At 71.9% G+C, this 16602-nt stretch carries 14 protein-coding genes; 5 read left to right on the forward strand and 9 right to left on the reverse strand.

The genetic code is table 11. The features are described from left to right. Positions 1–1176 precede the first annotated feature (1176 nt). A complete protein-coding gene (locus ACIA8X_RS22210; protein ID WP_399458930.1) occupies positions 1177–2379 on the forward strand; it encodes an amino acid deaminase/aldolase in 1203 nt (400 codons plus the stop codon). A 47-nt stretch (positions 2380–2426) separates the two neighbouring features. Here the strand turns inward: ACIA8X_RS22210 and ACIA8X_RS22215 are convergent, their stop codons facing one another. Genes ACIA8X_RS22215 through ACIA8X_RS22225 form a run of 3 tightly spaced genes read right to left on the reverse strand, consistent with a single transcriptional unit; the run spans position 2427 to position 5958 of the window. After that, positions 2427–3209, reverse strand: a complete 783-nt coding sequence (locus ACIA8X_RS22215; RefSeq protein WP_393461275.1) for a 3-oxoacyl-ACP reductase — start codon at positions 3207–3209, stop codon at positions 2427–2429. Continuing rightward, on the reverse strand, positions 3206–4579 hold the full coding sequence (locus ACIA8X_RS22220; protein ID WP_393461274.1) for an aldehyde dehydrogenase family protein: 1374 nt from the start codon (positions 4577–4579) through the stop codon (positions 3206–3208). The genes ACIA8X_RS22215 and ACIA8X_RS22220 overlap by 4 nt, the downstream gene beginning before the upstream one ends. 8 nt (positions 4580–4587) lie before the next feature. Continuing rightward, positions 4588–5958 carry a glutamine synthetase family protein gene (locus ACIA8X_RS22225; RefSeq protein WP_393461272.1) on the reverse strand — a complete coding sequence of 457 codons (1371 nt, stop codon included), beginning with the start codon at positions 5956–5958 and terminating at the stop codon, positions 4588–4590. 87 nt (positions 5959–6045) lie between these two features. Between ACIA8X_RS22225 and ACIA8X_RS22230 the strand changes: the two genes are divergently transcribed. The 3 genes from ACIA8X_RS22230 to ACIA8X_RS22240 all read left to right on the forward strand — a co-directional run bounded on the left by ACIA8X_RS22230 (position 6046) and on the right by ACIA8X_RS22240 (position 9135). After that, positions 6046–6795 (forward strand): FadR/GntR family transcriptional regulator, encoded by a 750-nt coding sequence (locus ACIA8X_RS22230; RefSeq protein WP_393461270.1) that lies wholly within the window; start codon positions 6046–6048, stop codon positions 6793–6795. Positions 6796–6966: 171 nt separating this feature from the next. Next, positions 6967–8418, forward strand: a complete 1452-nt coding sequence (gene eat, locus ACIA8X_RS22235) for an ethanolamine permease (protein ID WP_399458931.1) — start codon at positions 6967–6969, stop codon at positions 8416–8418. Positions 8419–8460: 42 nt separating this feature from the next. Continuing rightward, complete coding sequence (locus tag ACIA8X_RS22240) at positions 8461–9135, forward strand: gamma-glutamyl-gamma-aminobutyrate hydrolase family protein (protein ID WP_399459020.1); 675 nt, start codon at positions 8461–8463, stop codon at positions 9133–9135. Positions 9136–9334: 199 nt separating this feature from the next. Here ACIA8X_RS22240 and ACIA8X_RS22245 read toward each other — a convergent pair whose 3' ends face one another. Then, positions 9335–10258: a LysR family transcriptional regulator gene (locus ACIA8X_RS22245; RefSeq protein WP_393461266.1), complete on the reverse strand. Its 924-nt coding sequence runs from the start codon at positions 10256–10258 to the stop codon at positions 9335–9337. Between the two features lie 70 nt (positions 10259–10328). On the opposite strand from ACIA8X_RS22245, the gene ACIA8X_RS22250 reads away from it, so the two are divergent. Further along, entirely contained in the window at positions 10329–11453 is a 1125-nt protein-coding gene (locus ACIA8X_RS22250; RefSeq protein ID WP_399458932.1) for a TDT family transporter, read from the forward strand. On the opposite strand, the gene ACIA8X_RS22255 is transcribed toward ACIA8X_RS22250, so the two are convergent. From ACIA8X_RS22255 to ACIA8X_RS22275, 5 genes are all read right to left on the reverse strand, one after another. Then, positions 11365–11565, reverse strand: a complete 201-nt coding sequence (locus ACIA8X_RS22255) for a helical backbone metal receptor (protein ID WP_399458933.1) — start codon at positions 11563–11565, stop codon at positions 11365–11367. The two genes, ACIA8X_RS22250 and ACIA8X_RS22255, sit on opposite strands and share 89 nt — an antisense overlap. A 21-nt stretch (positions 11566–11586) precedes the next feature. Continuing rightward, the gene (locus tag ACIA8X_RS22260; RefSeq protein WP_393461264.1) at positions 11587–12306 is read right to left on the reverse strand and encodes a helical backbone metal receptor; all 720 of its coding nucleotides are present in this window, start codon (positions 12304–12306) and stop codon (positions 11587–11589) included. Beyond that, entirely contained in the window at positions 12306–12875 is a 570-nt protein-coding gene (locus ACIA8X_RS22265; RefSeq protein ID WP_393461262.1) for a helix-turn-helix domain-containing protein, read from the reverse strand. The genes ACIA8X_RS22260 and ACIA8X_RS22265 overlap by 1 nt, the downstream gene beginning before the upstream one ends. Before the next feature lie 727 nt (positions 12876–13602). Beyond that, positions 13603–15417, reverse strand: coding sequence for an ABC transporter permease/substrate binding protein (locus ACIA8X_RS22270; RefSeq protein ID WP_399458934.1), 1815 nt, complete (start codon positions 15415–15417; stop codon positions 13603–13605). Next, positions 15410–16486: a glycine betaine/L-proline ABC transporter ATP-binding protein gene (locus tag ACIA8X_RS22275; RefSeq protein WP_399458935.1), complete on the reverse strand. Its 1077-nt coding sequence runs from the start codon at positions 16484–16486 to the stop codon at positions 15410–15412. Before ACIA8X_RS22275 ends, ACIA8X_RS22270 begins: the two co-directional genes overlap by 8 nt. Positions 16487–16602: the final 116 nt, after the last annotated feature.

Below are 16602 nucleotides of genomic sequence, written 5' to 3' on the forward strand. Positions count from 1 at the left end.
ACTGGCCGAGCCCTGCGCGGGCGCGGTGCCCGCCTGGGCTGGCATACCGCCCGAACCTTGCGCGGGAGCGCCGCCCGGCCGGGAAGGCATGCCACCCGAACCCTGCGCCGGACCGCCACCCTGCCGGGAAGCCGCACCGGCCGAGCCCTGCATGGGCGCGGTGCCCGACTGAGGAGGAACCCCGGCGGAACCCCGCGCGGGTGCGCCGGGCGCTCGGGAGGTCGGGCCGTTGCCGGATTCGGGCGACGGGGCCGCGGGGATCGGCCGGAGCCGGAAGGTGGTCTCCGCTGCGGTCTCGGCGGGGGCGCTCGTACGGCGCGGCGGCGAGGGGTGCTCGGGCCGGCGGGGCGGTATGCCGCCCGGCGCGGTCTGCCCGCCGCCCTCCTGGCGCAACGATCCGCCGCTCTCCGGATGTCCGGCCGTGGGCGGCGCGTCCGGGAAGCGGGCCGAGGCTCGGGGCGGGGGCGGGGCCATGGAGTCGGCGTCTGCGTCTGCGGGAGTCGCGGCGCGCACGTGGGGGATCTGGGGCGACGTACCTGACATTCCGGACGTACTCGATGGATCGGATGCACTGGAGGTGCCGGACATGGGGTGGGCGGGGCCCGCCGGGGATCCCGGCATCGCGGAGGCTTCGCCACGCACAGGCGCGGGACCGGCCGAGCCCTGCACGCCGGCCGCACCGCCAGGCGCCGTTCCCTCCGTTCGCGGAGCCTCGCCCGGTGCCCGTGTGGGCTGCGCGCCCGGGGCGACCGGGTTGCCGGCCGGCCGCTCGCCCTGTGAGTCGCCCGCCGTCGGCGGGGCCGCGGGTCTCGGCGGTGTCGTCGGGAGGGGCGGGACGGCAGGCGGTGGGGGCGTCGTGGGGCGCGGGGGGACGGGGGCGCGGCGCGCTTCCGTGCTCATGCACCCCCCGTTTCCTCATGTCCGGGCCCGGTCTCGCACATGGGCCGTCATTCCGTGTTCCGCCCTGCCCGGCGCGGACTCGTCCGACCAGGCACGCATACCCGCACGGGCGGACCGTCATCCCGGCACGCCCGAGCAGCCGTGGGCGATCCACACATGCGTGCGCGTCACTCTACGGGTTGATGCAGGGCGAACGGGAACCAGTCCACGACCCCGCGTAAATCTGCCCGGAACGTCCCCCTACCCTGCGGTAATCCAGTCTGGCAGGCTGCGTTCATGACTGCGCGCGCCGCCGACCGGGCCCGTTACGACCGGGCCACCGCCCATCTCGACGCCCCTCTCGCGATCGTGGACCTGGACGCCTTCGACGCCAACGCGGACGATCTGGTCCGCCGCGCCGGCGGGAAACCGATCCGCGTCGCCAGCAAGTCCGTACGCTGCCGGGCCCTGCTGGAGCGGGTGCTCGCCAAGGACGGGTTCGCGGGGATCATGTCCTTCACGCTGGCCGAGTCCCTGTGGCTGGCGCGTTCCGGGTTCGACGACGTCCTGCTCGCCTACCCGTCCGCCGACCGCGCCTCCTTCGCCGAGCTGACCGGCGATCCCAAGCTCGCCTCCGCCGTCACCGTGATGATCGACGATCCGGCACAGCTCCGGTTCATCGACGACGCCCGGGACGGTGGCCGGGAAGTGGTGCGGGTCTGCCTGGAGTTGGACACCTCGCTGAAGCTGCTCGGCGGGCGCGTGCGCGTCGGCGCCCGGCGGTCGCCGCTGCACTCCCCCGCCCAGGTCGCCGACATGGCCCGTACCGTCGCCCGGAAGCCGGGGTTCGAGCTGGTCGGGATCATGGCGTACGAGGGGCACATCGCCGGGGTCGGCGACGCGGTGGCGGGGCGGCCACTGCGGTCGCGTGCCATACGGCTGATGCAGGGCGCCGCGCGCCGGGAGCTCGCCGAGCGGCGGGCCGAGGTGGTGCGGGCCGTGCGGGCGGTCGTGCCGGGGCTGGAGTTCGTCAACGGCGGCGGGACCGGCAGTGTGCAGCACACCGCCGCCGAGGACTGCGTCACCGAGATCGGCGCCGGGTCGGGGCTGTACGTCCCTCGGCTGTTCGACAACTACACGTCCTTCAGCGGGCGTCCGGCCGCGCTGTTCGCCCAGCCCGTCGTGCGCCGGCCGGGGGTCGGGGTGGTGACCGTCCTCGGCGGCGGCTACCCGGCCTCGGGTGCGCCCGGACCGGACCGGCTGCCGGTGCCGTATCTGCCCGAGGGGCTGCGCTACGACCCCCAGGAGGGGCCCGGCGAGGTGCAGACACCGCTGCTCGGCTCCCCCGCCGACGATCTCCTGATCGGCGACAAGGTGTGGTTCCGGCACGCCAAGGCCGGTGAGCTGTGCGAGCGGTTCGATTCGCTGCACCTCGTCGAGGGCGACTCGGTGACGGCGACCGTGCCTACGTATCGCGGGGAGGGCCATACGTTCCTGTAGCTCGGTCGACGCCCCGGGCGCCCTCGACGAGGGCTGGCGCAGGTCGCCTACAGCGGCGTGACGTACGCCCCCGAGATACCGCCGTCGACCAGGAAGTCGGTGGCGTTCACGAAGGAGGAGTCGTCGCTGGCCAGGAAGGCGACGGCGGCGGCGATCTCCTCGGCCTCGGCGAAGCGGCCGACCGGGATGTGGACGAGACGGCGTGCGGCGCGCTCGGGGTCCTTGGCGAACAGTTCCTGGAGGAGCGGGGTGTTGACCGGTCCCGGGCACAGGGCGTTGACCCGGATGCCGTCGCGGGCGAACTGGACGCCCAGTTCGCGGGACATGGCCAGGACGCCGCCCTTGGAGGCCGTGTACGAGATCTGGGACGTGGCGGCGCCCATCCTCGCCACGAAGGACGCCGTGTTGATGATGGAGCCCTTGCCCTGCTGCCGCATGTAGGGGATGGCGGCCTTGCAGCACAGGTAGACGGAGGTGAGGTTGACCTCCTGGACGCGCTTCCATGCCTCCAGACCGGTCTCCAGGATGGAGTCGTCGTCGGGCGGCGAGATACCGGCGTTGTTGAAGGCGATGTCGACGCTGCCGTAGGTGTCGTACGCGGTCTTGAACAGCGCCTCGACCTGCTCTTGGTCGGTCACGTCGACCTTCACGAAGATCCCGCCGACCTCCTCGGCCGCCGCCTTGCCGCGCTGCTCGTCGACGTCGCCGCAGACGATGTGGGCGCCCTCGGAGGCGAGCCGGCGGGCGGTGGCGAGGCCGATGCCGCTGCCGGCGCCGGTGATGACGGCCGTACGGCCGACAAGTCGCCTGCAAATGTTCTCTGCGCTCACTGTGCGGGGCCCTCCGTGCTGATGAAGACGTTCTTGGTTTCGGTGAAGGCGGCCAGGGCGTCCGGGCCCAGCTCGCGGCCGATGCCGGACTGCTTGAAGCCGCCGAAGGGGGTCCAGTAGCGGACGCTGGAGTGGGAGTTGACGGACAGGTTGCCGGCCCGGACCGCCTGGGAAACGCGTAGGGCGCGGCCGACGTCACGGGTCCAGATGGAGCCGGAGAGGCCGTACTCGGTGGCGTTGGCCAGCCGGATCGCCTCCGCCTCGTCCTCGAAGGGGAGGACTACGGCTACCGGGCCGAAGACCTCCTCGACGGCCACGCGCGCGTGCGGGTCGACGCCGGTGAGGACGGTCGGCGGGAACCAGAAGCCGGGGCCCTCGGGGGCCTTGCCGCGGATGCCGTCGGCTCCCTGGTCGACGTACGAACGCACGCGCTCCAGTTGCACCTTGGAGATCAGCGGGCCCATCTGCGTCTGCTCGTCGGACGGGTCGCCGACCGTGACCGCCTCGATGGCGGGGCTCAGCAGCTCCAGGAAGCGGTCGTAGACGGAGCGCTGGACGAGGATGCGGGTGCGGGCGCAGCAGTCCTGGCCGGAGTTGTCGAGGAAGGACATGGGGGTGGCGGCCACGGCGGCTTCGAGGTCGGCGTCGGCGAAGACGATGTTGGGGCTCTTGCCGCCGAGTTCGAGGGTGACGCGCTTGAGGAGCGCCGAGCCCTTGGCCAGGACCTGTTTGCCCACGGCCGTCGACCCGGTGAAGACGATCTTCGCGACGCCCGGGTGCTCGACCAGGGCGTTGCCCGCGACGGGGCCATGGCCGGGCAGGACCTGGAACAGGCCCTCCGGGAGGCCCGCCGCCAGGGCCAGCTCCGCCAGTCGCAGAGCCGTCAGCGGGGTCGTCTCGGCGGGCTTGAGGAGGACCGCGTTGCCCGCCGCGAGCGCCGGGGCCGTGCCCCAGGCCGCGATCGGCATCGGGAAGTTCCAGGGCGCGATGACGCCGACGACGCCGAGCGGTTCGAGGATCGTGACGTCCAGGCCGCCGGGGACCGGGATCTGACGGCCGGTCAGCCGTTCCACTCCCCCGGCCGCGTAGTCGAGCAGATCGCGGACGTTGCCCGCCTCCCAGCGGGCGTTGCCGATGGTGTGCCCGGCCTCGCGGACCTCCAACTGGGCGAGTTCTTCGAGGTGTTCGTCCACGGCGACCGCGAAGCGGCGTAGCAGCCGGGCGCGTTCGCCGGGTGCGAGGGCGGCCCACGCGGACTGCGCCAACGCGCCGCGTACGACGGCGGCGTCCACGTCGGCCGCGGTGGCGGCGGGGACGGTGGCGACGACCTCTTCGGTGGCCGGGTTGAGTACCTGGAGCTGGTCGGACAAGAAGGGCCTCACATACGTTCGAAGGAGCGGCGCAGCTCCCAGTCGGTCACCGCGGCGTCGAAGGCTTCCAGCTCGACGCGCGCCATGTTGCGGTAGTGGGCGACGACCTCGTCACCGAAGGCGGCCTTGGCGATCGGGCTGTTCTCCCAGAGCTCGGCGGCCTCGCGCAGCGTCGTGGGGACGTGCTCGAAGTCGGCGGCGTAGGCGTTGCCGGGGCAGGGCTCGGGCAGCTCCAGCTTCTGCTCGATGCCGTACAGGCCAGCCGCGACCAGTCCGGCGACGGCGAGGTGCGGGTTGACGTCACCGCCGGGGAGCCGGTTCTCGAAGCGCATCGAGCGGCCGTGGCCGACGACGCGCAGGGAACAGGTGCGGTTGTCGTAGCCCCAGGCGACGGCGGTCGGCGCGAAGGAGCCCGGCTGGAACCGCTTGTAGGAGTTGATGTTGGGGGCGTAGAGGAGGGAGAAGTCACGCAGGGCGGCGAGCTGTCCGGCGAGGAAGTGGCGCATGACGTCCGACATGCCGCCGGGGTCTTCCGAGGAGCCCGCCATGACGTTGTTGCCGGCGGCGTCCGCGAGCGAGAGGTGGATGTGGCAGGAGTTGCCCTCGCGCTCGTTGAACTTGGCCATGAAGGTGATCGAGACGCCCTCCTGGGCGGCGATCTCCTTGGCGCCGGTCTTGTAGATCGCGTGCTGGTCGCAGGTGACCACGGCCTCGTCGTACTTGAAGGCGATCTCGTGCTGGCCGGGGTTGCACTCGCCCTTGGCGGACTCGACGGTGAGGCCGGCGCCCGCCATTTCGTTGCGGATGCGGCGCAGCAGCGGCTCGATCCGCCCGGTGCCGAGCACCGAGTAGTCGATGTTGTACTGGTTGGCCGGCGTCAGCCCTCTGTAGTTCGCGTCCCAGGCCTGCTCGTAGGTGTCCTTGAAGACGATGAACTCCAGCTCGGTGCCGACGTTCGCCGTGTACCCGAGCTCGGCGAGCCGCTCCAGCTGGCGGCGCAGGATCTGGCGCGGGGCGGCCACCACCGGGGAGCCGTCGTTCCAGGCGAGGTCGGCGATCAGCATGGCCGTACCGGCGTTCCACGGGACGCGGCGGAGGGTGGCCAGGTCGGGGTGCATGGCGAAGTCGCCGTAGCCGCGGTCCCAGGAGGACATGGCGTAGCCCTCGACGGTGTTCATCTCGGTGTCCACGGCGAGGAGGTAGTTGCAGCCCTCGGTGCCGTGGTGGAGGACCTCGTCGAGGAAGAAGCGGGCGGCGAACCGCTTGCCCTGGAGACGCCCTTGCATATCGGGGAAGGCCAGGACGACAGTGTCGATCTCACCACCGGCCACGAGGGCGTGCAGCTCCTCGACGCTCAGCGGGGGTGTGCGGTCTGCCACGGGAGAGCCTCCATTCGGCTTCTTTCGGTCAGCCGGGAGCCATAAGGTATTGCGCAGGACCATTGATTGGGAAGGGGGTCCGGCCACATGTCGCAGGCGGACACGGAGCACGGGGCGCCCGGGACCGACGACGACCGGCTGACGTCGGTGCTGCGGCCGGTGCGGGCCGGCAACGGCTTCGAGGAGGCCCTGGAGCAGATCCTCCAGGTCGTCCGGCTCGGTCTGGTGCCGGGTGGCGAACGGCTGCCCGCCGAGCGCGAGTTGGCGGACCGGCTGGGGATCAGCCGGGTGACGCTGCGCGAGGTGCTGAAGGTGCTCCAGGACCAGGGCCTGGTCGAGTCGCGGCGCGGGCGCTACGGCGGAACGTTCGTCCTGCCGCGCTCCGTGACGCCCGGCGAGGAGGAGCTGCGCCGCCGCCTGAAGGACGTCGACGTCGAGGACACGCTGCGCTTCCGTGAGGTGCTGGAGGTGGGCGCGGCCGGGCTGTGCGCGGCGCACGGTCTCGAGGAGGAGCAGGCCGACCGGCTGCGCGAGGCCCTGGCCCGCACGCACGACGCCCCGCTCGCCGAGTACCGGCGCCTGGACACCCTGCTGCACCTGACGCTGGCCGAGCTGTCCGGCTCCCCCACGCTCACGGCCCAGTACGCGGCCGTCCGGGCCACCGTCAACGACCTCCTCGACTGCATCCCGCTCCTCGTGCGCAACCTGGAGCACTCCCAGCGCCAGCACGCCGCCCTGGTGGAGGCCGTGATCGAGGGCAACGCCGAGTGCGCGCGGGAGATCATGCGCGAGCACTGCGGGGGTACGGCGGCGCTGTTGCGGGGCTTCCTGGGCTGAGCCGGATCACCTCCGGGTGAGCCAAGGATTTACGGGCGATTAACGCACGGGTATTGCCTTCCCCTGGTGGACACCGCAAAGGTGTGGATCCATTCCATTGAGCCGGAGCTCGGTCGACCCCACCGTGCCCGGAAATTGCCCGGTGTCCACCGCACGTGGGGAGTTGGCCCGATGTCCACGGAATCCACGGAATCCACAAGCACACCCGCCGCGGAGGCGGACGACTATCTGGAGCGCAGAACGCTGCGCCGCGGCAGCGCCGGCTGGGTGCTGCTGACCGGACTCGGAGTCGCGTACGTCGTCTCCGGCGACTACTCGGGCTGGAACTTCGGCCTGGCCGAGGGCGGCTTCGGCGGCCTGGCGATCGCCATGGTCCTGATGGGCGCGATGTACGCCTGCATGGTCTTCGCCCTCGCCGAGCTGTCGTCGATCCTGCCGACGGCGGGCGGCGGCTACGGCTTCGCACGCCGGGCCCTGGGCCCGTGGGGCGGGTTCCTCACCGGTACGGCGATCCTCATCGAGTACGTCCTCGCGCCCGCCGCCATCGTCATCTTCATCGGCGACTACGTCGAGTCGCTGGGCCTGTTCGGCCTGGAGTCCGGCTGGCCGATGTACCTGGTCTGCTTCGCGATCTTCCTCGGCATCCACCTCTGGGGTGTGGGCGAGGCACTGCGCTTCAGCTTCGTCGTCACCGGCATCGCGGTGGTGGCCCTGGTCGTGTTCGCGCTGGCGGCGCTGCCGGACTTCTCCTTCGGGTCGCTGGACGACATCCCTGTCGATGCGTCGGCGGCGGGGTCGAGCTCCTGGCTGCCCTTCGGTCTGCTCGGCATCTGGGCGGCGTTCCCGTTCGGGATGTGGTTCTTCCTGGGCGTCGAGGGGGTGCCGCTGGCCGCGGAGGAGACGAAAGAGCCCGCCCGTACGCTGCCGAAGGCGATCCGCTGGTCGATGGCCATCCTCGTGGTGCTGGCCGTGGTGACCTTCTTCGCGGCGGCGGGTGCGCGGGGCTCGGCGGCGATCCAGGAGGCGGGCAACCCGCTGGTGGAGGCCCTTCAGCCGGACGGCGAGGCGACGACGCTGAGCCGGATCGTGAACTACGCGGGCCTGGCGGGCCTGGTGGCGTCGTTCTTCTCGCTGATCTACGCGGGCTCGCGCCAGCTGTTCGCCCTGTCCCGCGCGGGCTACCTGCCCCGCTTCCTGTCCCTGACCAGCAGCCGCAAGGCGCCGTACCTCGGCCTTCTGGTCCCTGGCACGATCGGCTTCCTGCTGGCGGCGCTGACGGGCGACGGCGCCCGGATGCTGAACATCGCGGTCTTCGGCGCGACGATCTCCTACGCGCTGATGTCCTTGTCGCACATCGTGCTGCGCCGCAGGGAGCCGGAGCTCGCGCGGCCGTATCGCACGCCGGGCGGAGTGGTGACGTCGTCGGTCGCGCTGGTGCTGGCGTGCGCGGCGCTGGTGGCGACGTTCCTGGTGGACGTGACGGCGGCGGTCATCGCACTCCTGGTGTACGTCGTGGCCGTCGCCTACTTCGGCCTGTACAGCCGTAAGCGCCTGGTGGCGAAGGCGCCGGAGGAGGAGTTCGCGGCGCTGGCCGCGGCCGAGGCAGAGTTGGCACGGGACTGAACCGTCGCCTGTGAGTGTGAGGGAGTCGCTGTGGCCAGGCCGCTGATCGGGGTCAGCACCTATCTGGAGTCCGGTGCGCGCTGGGGCGTGTGGGAGCTGGAGGCGGCGCTGCTGCCGGCCGGCTATCCGCGGCTGGTGCAGCGGGCGGGTGGCCTGGCCGCGATGCTCCCGCCGGACGACCCGTCGCTCGCGGAGGCCGCCGTGGCCCGGCTGGACGGGCTGGTCATCGCGGGCGGTCCTGACGTGGAGCCGGTCCGGTACGGGGCGGAGCGCGAGCCGCGTACCGGGCCGCCCGCGCGGGAGCGGGACGCGTGGGAGCTGGCCCTGATCGACGCGGCGCTGGCGTCCGGCGTTCCGCTGCTGGGGATCTGCCGGGGCATGCAGCTGCTGAACGTCGCCCTCGGCGGGACGCTCGTGCAGCACATCGACGGTCACGCGGAGGTCGTGGGCGTCTTCGGCAGCCACACCGTCAAGCCGGTGCCGGGGAGTCTGTACGGCGGTGTCGTGCCGGAGGAGACGTCGGTGCCGACGTATCACCATCAGGCCGTGGACCGGCTGGGCGAGGGGCTTGTCGCGTCGGCGTACGCGGCGGACGGGACGGTGGAGGCGGTGGAACTGCCGTCGGCTGCGGGGTGGGTGCTGGGGGTGCAGTGGCATCCGGAGATGGGGGAGGATCTGCGGGTTGTGCGGGGGTTGGTGGGGGCGGCGGGTGGTTGACGGGGATGGATTTCGCCCCCGCCGCCCCTACCCGTCCCGTACCTGGGGGCTGCCGCCCCCAGACCCCCGCTTCGGCCCTTAAGGGGCCTCGTCCTCAAACGCCGGACGGGCTGAATCCAGCCCCTCCGGCGTTTGAGGAGCGGGGTCTGGGGCGGAGCCCCAGAAGGACGGGACGGGTAGGGGCGGCGGGGGCGAGAAACTATCCTCGCGTCAGCGACAGCAGGTCCCGCGCCGGGCCCACCGGCCGATGGCCCACCGGCCAGACCGCCCGAAGGTCCCGGGCCAGGGACACGTCGGCCAGCGGAATGCTCACCAGACGCCGCATCGACAGTTCCTCCCCGACGGCCAGCTCGCTCAGCACCGCCGGCCCCGCCCCACTCACCGCGGCCGCCTTCACCGCCGTAGTGGACGACAGCTCGATCAGAGGCCGGGCCAGCCCACCCAGCGCCGCGTCGAGAACCTGCCGCGTCCCCGACCCCTCCTCCCGCAGAATCAACGGCGTGGCCGCCAACTCCGACGCCTCCAGCGCCCGCCGCCGACGCGACCAGACGTGCCCCGGCGCCGTGACCACGATGAGGTTGTCGTGGGCGATGACGACCGAATCCAGCCCCGTCGGCACCGTCAGCCCCTCCACGAACCCCAGGTCCGCCTCGTCCGCCAGCAGCCGCTCCGCCACGGCAGCCGAGTTGCCCGCGAGCAGCGACACCGCCGTGTCCGGCCGCTGGGCGCGCAGCGCGAGCAGCCAGCCCGGCAGCAGATACTCCGCGATCGTCATGCTCGCCGCCACCCGCAGCCGCGAGTCCCGCCGGTCCCGCAACGCCTGCGCCCCCACGTCGAAGGCCTCCGCCGCCTCCACGATCCGCCGCGCCCAGTCCGTCACCAGCGCCCCGGCGTCCGTGAGCCGCGAGCCCCTCGGTGACCGGTCCACCAGCGCGACCCCGAGCAGCCGTTCCATCGACCGGATCCGGCTGCTCGCCGCCGGCTGGGTGATCCCCAGCTCACGCGCCGCCCCGCCGAGACTGCCAAGCCGCGCCACCGCCAACAACAGCTCCAGCGCGCCGAGCTCCGGGACACGATGTGCCAGGGATCCCGCGCGAAACTGCCCCTCCGCCGCCTCTGTCATAAGGCCAGTTTATGTGCCCATAGAGGCAAACTCCCTGGTGGACGGCGAAGGCCGGCGCGACGCTGACACCATGGTCACCGCCGTCCGTCACCTCGGACCCAACTGGTACGCCTCCGTCATGGGCACCGCCGCCGTCGCCACCGCCGGAGCCGCGCTGCCGCTTCAGCTTCCCGGCCTGCGCACGACCTGCGCAGCCGTCTGGATGCTCTCGCTCGTCCTGCTTCTCGCCCTGCTCACCGCCCGCGCCCTCCACTGGACCCACCACCGCGACCAGGCCCGCGCCCACCTCCTCGACCCGGCCACGGCACCCTTCTACGGCTGCCTGGCGATGGCCCTGCTCGCCGTCGGCGGCGGTGCCGTCACCGTCGGCCGGGACTGGATCGGGACCGGGGCGGCGGTCGCGCTCGACGCCGTGCTGTTCAGTGCCGGTACGGTCGTCGCGCTGGCGGCCGCCGTCGCCGTCCCGTACCTCATGGCCGTACGCCATCGCATCGAGCCGTCACAGGCCACGCCTGTATGGCTGCTCCCCCTCGTCGCGCCCATGGTGTCCGCCGCGCTCGGGCCGCTGCTCGTGCCGCATCTGCCGCCCGGGCAGGCCCGGGAGACCCTGCTCCTCGCCTGCTTCGCGATGTTCGGGCTCAGCCTGCTCGGCACCCTGCTGATGCTGCCGCTGGTGTTCGCCCGGCTGATCACCGGCGGTCCGCTGCCCCTGGCCCTCACGCCGACCCTGTTCCTGGTGCTGGGGCCGCTCGGGCAGTCCACCACCGCCGTCGGCAGTTTCGCGGACGTCGCCCCGGGCGTCGTACCGGCCCCGTACAGCGGGGGTTTCGGCGTGCTCGCGGTTCTCTACGGCGTACCCGTCATGGGCTTCGCGCTCCTGTGGTTCGGGCTCGCCACCGCGCATGTCGTGCGAGCCCGGCGGCACGGCATGGGGTTCGCGATGACCTGGTGGGCGTTCACCTTCCCGGTGGGTACGTGTGTGACCGGCGCCGCGGCGCTGGGCCGGCACACCGGGCTCGTGGTCTACGACGGGCTCGCCGTCGGGCTGTACGTCGTGCTGGTCGGCACATGGGCCGTCGCCGCCGTGTGCACCGCGCGCGGTCTGCTCAGCGGTGCGCTGCTCGCAGCGCCCCGGACAGCACGCGTGGTGCTTCGGCCAACGACGGGCCGTACCACGTCAGGTGCCGCCCGCTGACCAGCGCGCAGGGCAGTCCGGGGAAGGCCTCCGGGCCGTCGTCGGCCGTGAAACCGTACGGCTCATCCAGGAAGACGACGACGTCCCCGGCCGCCAACCGCAATTCGCCCAATGTGCACCGCGCACGGCCCGCTCAGCGGTGCGCTGCTCGCAGCGCCTCCGACAGCACGCGTGGTGCTTCGGCCAACGACGGGCCGTACCACGTCAGGTGCCGCCCGCTGACCAGCGCGCAGGGCAGTCCGGGGAAGGCCTCCGGGCCGTCGTCGGCCGTGAAACGGTACGGCTCGTCGGGGAGGACGACGACGTCCGGGGCCGCCGCTCGTAGGTCGTCCAACGGGATGCGCGGGTAGCGGTCCTCGTGCGTCGCGTACAGGTGGTCGACGCCGAGGCGGGCCAGGACGTCGCCCGCGAAGGTGTCGCGGCCCAGTACCATCCAGGGGCGCCGCCAGATCGGGACCACGGCCGTCGTACGGCACTCCGGGGGCCGGAGGGACGACCACGCCTCCTCCGCCTCGTCCAGCCAGCGCGGGCGTGCCGCCACCCCGCAGGCGTCCAGCACGCGCGCCAGTTCCCGGAAGGCGCCCGGCACGTCCCGGACCTCGGTCACCAGGACCTCGACGCCGGCCGCGCGGAGGGCGGCGAGGTCGGGCTCGCGGTTCTCCTCCTCGTTGGCGATCACCAGGTCGGGGGCGAGGGCGACGATGCGGTCGGCCTTGGGGCTTTTGGTGCCGCCGACGCGAGGGACGTCCAGGTCGGCCGGGTGGCTGCACCAGTCCGTGGCGCCGGCAAGGACGCCGGGGACCGAGACGGCCACGGCCTCCGTCAGGGACGGCACCAGGGAGACGACGCGCATCAGCGCCCCGGCCGGTCCCGGACCGCCTCGATGTGCTCCGCCACCGCCACGACGACCACGCGCGTGTCCGGCACGGTCGCCCGCCAGCGGTGGCGCACCCCGCCGGTGAGGTACAGGGTGTCGCCCCGGCCCAGGCGATAGGCGCGGCCCTCCGCCTCGATCTCCACGCCGCCGTCGGCGACGTACATCAACTGGTCGTTGCGGTACTGGAATTCACGGCCCGCGTCATGGTCGCCGGTGAACTCCGAGGCATGCATCTGGTGGTGACCGCGCACCAGGGACCGCGTCCGTGGTTCCGGCGCCAGTTCGGTGGTGTCGGCCCGGACCACGTCGACGCTGCACGCCGGGTCGGCGGCGGCGAGGAGCTCGACGGCGGTCGTACGCAACGCGTCGGCGACCTTTTCGAGGGAGCTTCTGCTGGGGCGGGCCCGGTCGTTCTCGACCTGGCTCAGGAAGGGCACCGACAGGCCGCTGCGCTCGGCCACGACGGCGAGGGTGAGGTCCAGCGCGCGGCGTCGCCGACGCACGGCCGCGCCCACCCGAAGGGGCTGTTCTTTGTGGTCGCCCATCGCTCCGGCTCCCTCCTTCGCTCGTCGGTCCACTGTCCTCGCGCCCGCCTTGCGGCGCACCCCTTCTGTTGAGTTCCTTGCACCCTACGCATGTTCGGCAAACCGTTTCATGCGCCCGTCACATCGACGGCACGTCGTGGGGAGTACGACCCATCGGTTCACGCCAGCGGATCGGCTCCCGCGAACCTCCCGGCGCCCGCGTGCGGCCCCTGACTTCCGTTCAGCGCGGAAGAGCTGTTGTTCTGTTCAATGCTCCGGAGGCCGTCCGTGTTCCCCGCCTCCCACAGTGGGAGCACCTGGTCATCGCGTCAACCGGGGCCACCCGCCGGATCGTTGGGGCGGTGTCGGCGGTGGGAAGTCGGCACGGCCGGGCTCAGGTGGTGGGGTAGCGCTGCGTGGTTGGCCGGATCCTTCTCGTAGGCATGCCGTACGACTATGCGGACATGCCGCGAGGGGTGGGCCCGCCGTACGTGAGGGGAAAACGTACGGCGTGACCCACCCCTCGGGCGGCGGTCCGGGCCCGTCAGGTCACCCGGCCGCCCCAGGGCGTGTCTTCTGGATCATGCCGGCGTCGCGGGCCCTGGCACGCACATCTGCCGCGTTGTCGTCGGTCGCCGACGCTCCGCGTCGACTCCCTCCTCCGCCTTGCAGCTGCACGCACCAGACCCCGCTCGGGTCGGCTGGAAGGCGCCGTCTCTCTCAGCCGACCTGACCCAGAAGACACCCCCTAGCTCTTCTGCTCCGACCCGGCGACCGGAGCCCACTTGTCCACCAGGCCGGGGTTCCGCTTCAGCCAGGTGCGGACGGCGTCCTGCTCCTTGCCCTTGCCGGCCTTGGTGATCTGCGACTCCAGGCCGGTGAGCTGCTGCTCGGTCATGGAGAAGTCCTTCAGCCACTGGCCGACCTCGGGGTTGTCCTCGGCGAAGCCCTTGCGCGCCAGGGTGTGCACGCCGTCGCCCTTGCCCCAGGCGCCCTTGGGGTCCTTGAGCTTGGTCAGGTCGTAGTCGCTGTACGCCCAGTGCGGCGACCAGAGCGTGACGACGACCGGCTCCTTCTTGGCGTACGCGCGCTTGAGCTCGGCCAGCATCGCGGGCGTCGAGCCGTCCACGACGTCGTACTCACCCTCCAGGCCGTACTCCTTGAGGACCTTGTCCTTGAGCATGCCCATCATTCCGGCGCTCGGCTCGATGCCGATGATCTTGCCCTTGAACTTGGCGGCGTTGCCCTTGAGGTCCTCCAGGGAGTCGACGCCCTTGACGTACGACGGGACGCTGAGCTCCAGCGAGGTGGGGCCGTACCAGGAGCCGAGGTCGTCGAGCCGGCTGCCGTACTTCTTCCAGTACTCGGCGTGGGTGGTGGGCAGCCAGGAGTCCGTCTGGAAGTCGATCTGGCCGGTGGCCACGCCGGTGTAGAGGGGGCCGGCGGCGTACTGGGTGGTGCTGACCTCGAAGCCGCGCTGCTCCAGGAGCTCCTGCCACAGGTACGTCGAGGCGATGCCCTCGTCCCACGGGATGTAGCCGAGCTTGATCTCCTTGCCCTTGCCGACGTTGGTGGCGGAGGCCTCGGCGGTGCCGGAGGTGGGGCCGAAGACGCCCATGCCGCCCGCGACGAGGGCCAGGGCGGCCACGCCGGCGACCGCGACGACGGGGCGGGGGCGGTGGTTCCAGACCTTGGTGCCGCCTGCGGCGCGGGCCTTGGCGGCGGCACGGCGGCCGAGTGGGGAGATCTGCGCACCGAGCGCGCCGGTGATGCGGTCCAGGTAGATGGCGAGGACGACGATGCCGACGCCCGCCTCGAAGCCGAAGCCGATGTCGAGCTGGCCGATGGCCTCGTTGACCGCGCCGCCGAGGCCGCCGGTGCCGACCATGCCGGCGATGACGACCATCGACAGGCTCAGCATGATGACCTGGTTGACGCCCGCCATGATCGTCGGCAGGGCGAGCGGCAGCTGGAGGCGCAGCAGGGTGTCGCGAGGTGTCGTGCCGAACGCCTCTGCGGCCTCGACCAGCTCGGCGTCGACCTGGCGGATGCCCAGCTCGGTCATGCGGACGCCGGGGGCGAGCGCGAAGATCAGGGTGGCGATGACGCCGGCGGCGGTGCCCAGGCCGAAGAAGAGGATGGCCGGGATCAGCAGCACCATCGACGGCATCGTCTGGAGCAGGTCCAGGACGGGCCGTACGACCGCGCTGACCGTCCTGGAGCGGGCCGCCCAGATGCCCAGCGGGATCGACATCACCAGCGCGATGACGGTGGCCACGAGCACCAGGGCCAGCGTCGACATGGCCTGCTCCCACAGGTCCAACGAGTCGACGAGCGCGAACCCGGCGAAGGCGATGACGCCCGCGACCAGCCCGCGCAGCCACCAGGCGAGCACGGCGAGGATGCCCGCGAGGAGCAGGGGCTCGGGTGCGGTCAGGACGGCGTTGACACCGTCGTACATGCCCTCCACGACCGCCTTGATCGCGTCGAAGAGCCAGCCCATGTGGGCGACGAGCCAGTCCACACCGGAGTCGACCCAGTCACCGAGACGCAGCCTAGGCATGGGCGATCACCTTCCCGTCGGGGGTGTCGCAGGGCGTGGGATCGCCACTCTCGTCGCCGAGGAAACCGACCAGCCGCTGCCGCGGTACGACGCCGACGACCCTGTTCTCGTCGTCCACGACCGAGACGCGGTGGGACAGCCGGGCGCTGATCGCGCACAGGTCCGCGAACGACGTCTCGCGCGTCGCGGTCTCGCAGGCGCACACCGGGGCGTCGGCGGTGACGGAGGTGTCCATGAGCGCGCCCGCGGTCAGCACGCGGGAGCGGTCGACGTCCTGGATGAAGGAGGCGACGTAGTCGTCGGCCGGGCGCAGGAGGATGTCCTCCGCGGTGCCGTTCTGGACGATACGGCCGTCGCGCATGACGGCGATACGGTCGCCGAGGCGCATGGCCTCGTTGAGGTCGTGGGTGATGAAGACGATCGTCTTCTTCAGGGTGCGCTGCAGTTCGAGCAGCTGGTCCTGCATGTCGCGGCGGATCAGCGGGTCGAGCGCGCTGAAGGACTCGTCCATGAGGAGCAGATCGGCGTCGGTGGCCAGCGCGCGGGCGAGGCCCACACGCTGCTGCATACCGCCGGACAGCTCGTCGGGCCAGGACTTCTCCCACCCGGCGAGACCGCACAGGGCCAGCGCCTCGCCGGCGCGCTGCTCGCGCTCGGCGCGGGGCACGCCCTGCACGGCCAGGCCGTAGGCGGCGTTCTCCAGCACGCTGCGGTGCGGGAAGAGCGCGAAGTGCTGGAAGACCATGCTGATCTTCTTCGCACGGACCTCGCGCAGCTCGCGGTCGCCGATCGCGGTCAGGTCCTGGCCGTCGAAGCGGACGTGACCCGCGGTCGGCTCCAGGAGCCCGTTGAGCATGCGCAGCAGGGTGGACTTGCCGGATCCGGACAGGCCCATGACGACGAAGATCTCGCCCGGCTCCACGGTGAAGGAGGCGTCGATCACGGCGGCGGTGGTGCCGTCGGCGCGCAACTCCTCGCGGTCGGCCCCTTGGCGGAGCCGTTCGACGGAATCTTTCGGTCGTCTCCCGAACACCTTGTACAGATGTTCGGCCTCAAGCCTGGATGACACAGGTACCTCTTGTCTCGACGGCAAAGGAAGGGAGCGACGGGGGCGCACCGGTTGCCTGCGCGAGTGTCGTCGCTCCGGGGCCGCGCCTGCCCCTGATCACCGGGCACAAACGCACA

The organism is Streptomyces sp. NPDC051738, assembly GCF_044453205.1.
Lineage (GTDB): Bacteria > Actinomycetota > Actinomycetes > Streptomycetales > Streptomycetaceae > Streptomyces.

Bases quoted from the DNA above. Each gene is read 5' to 3' on its own strand.
- ACIA8X_RS22250 (WP_399458932.1), top strand. From the start codon at position 10,329: ATGGTCACCGCCGTCCGTCACCTCGGACCCAACTGGTACGCCTCCGTC.
- ACIA8X_RS22260 (WP_393461264.1), bottom strand. From the start codon at position 12,306: ATGCGCGTCGTCTCCCTGGTGCCGTCCCTGACGGAGGCCGTGGCCGTC.
- ACIA8X_RS22270 (WP_399458934.1), bottom strand. From the start codon at position 15,417: ATGCCTAGGCTGCGTCTCGGTGACTGGGTCGACTCCGGTGTGGACTGG.
- eat (WP_399458931.1), top strand. From the start codon at position 6,967: ATGTCCACGGAATCCACGGAATCCACAAGCACACCCGCCGCGGAGGCG.
- ACIA8X_RS22230 (WP_393461270.1), top strand. From the start codon at position 6,046: ATGTCGCAGGCGGACACGGAGCACGGGGCGCCCGGGACCGACGACGAC.
- ACIA8X_RS22245 (WP_393461266.1), bottom strand. From the start codon at position 10,258: ATGACAGAGGCGGCGGAGGGGCAGTTTCGCGCGGGATCCCTGGCACAT.
- ACIA8X_RS22265 (WP_393461262.1), bottom strand. From the start codon at position 12,875: ATGGGCGACCACAAAGAACAGCCCCTTCGGGTGGGCGCGGCCGTGCGT.
- ACIA8X_RS22210 (WP_399458930.1), top strand. From the start codon at position 1,177: ATGACTGCGCGCGCCGCCGACCGGGCCCGTTACGACCGGGCCACCGCC.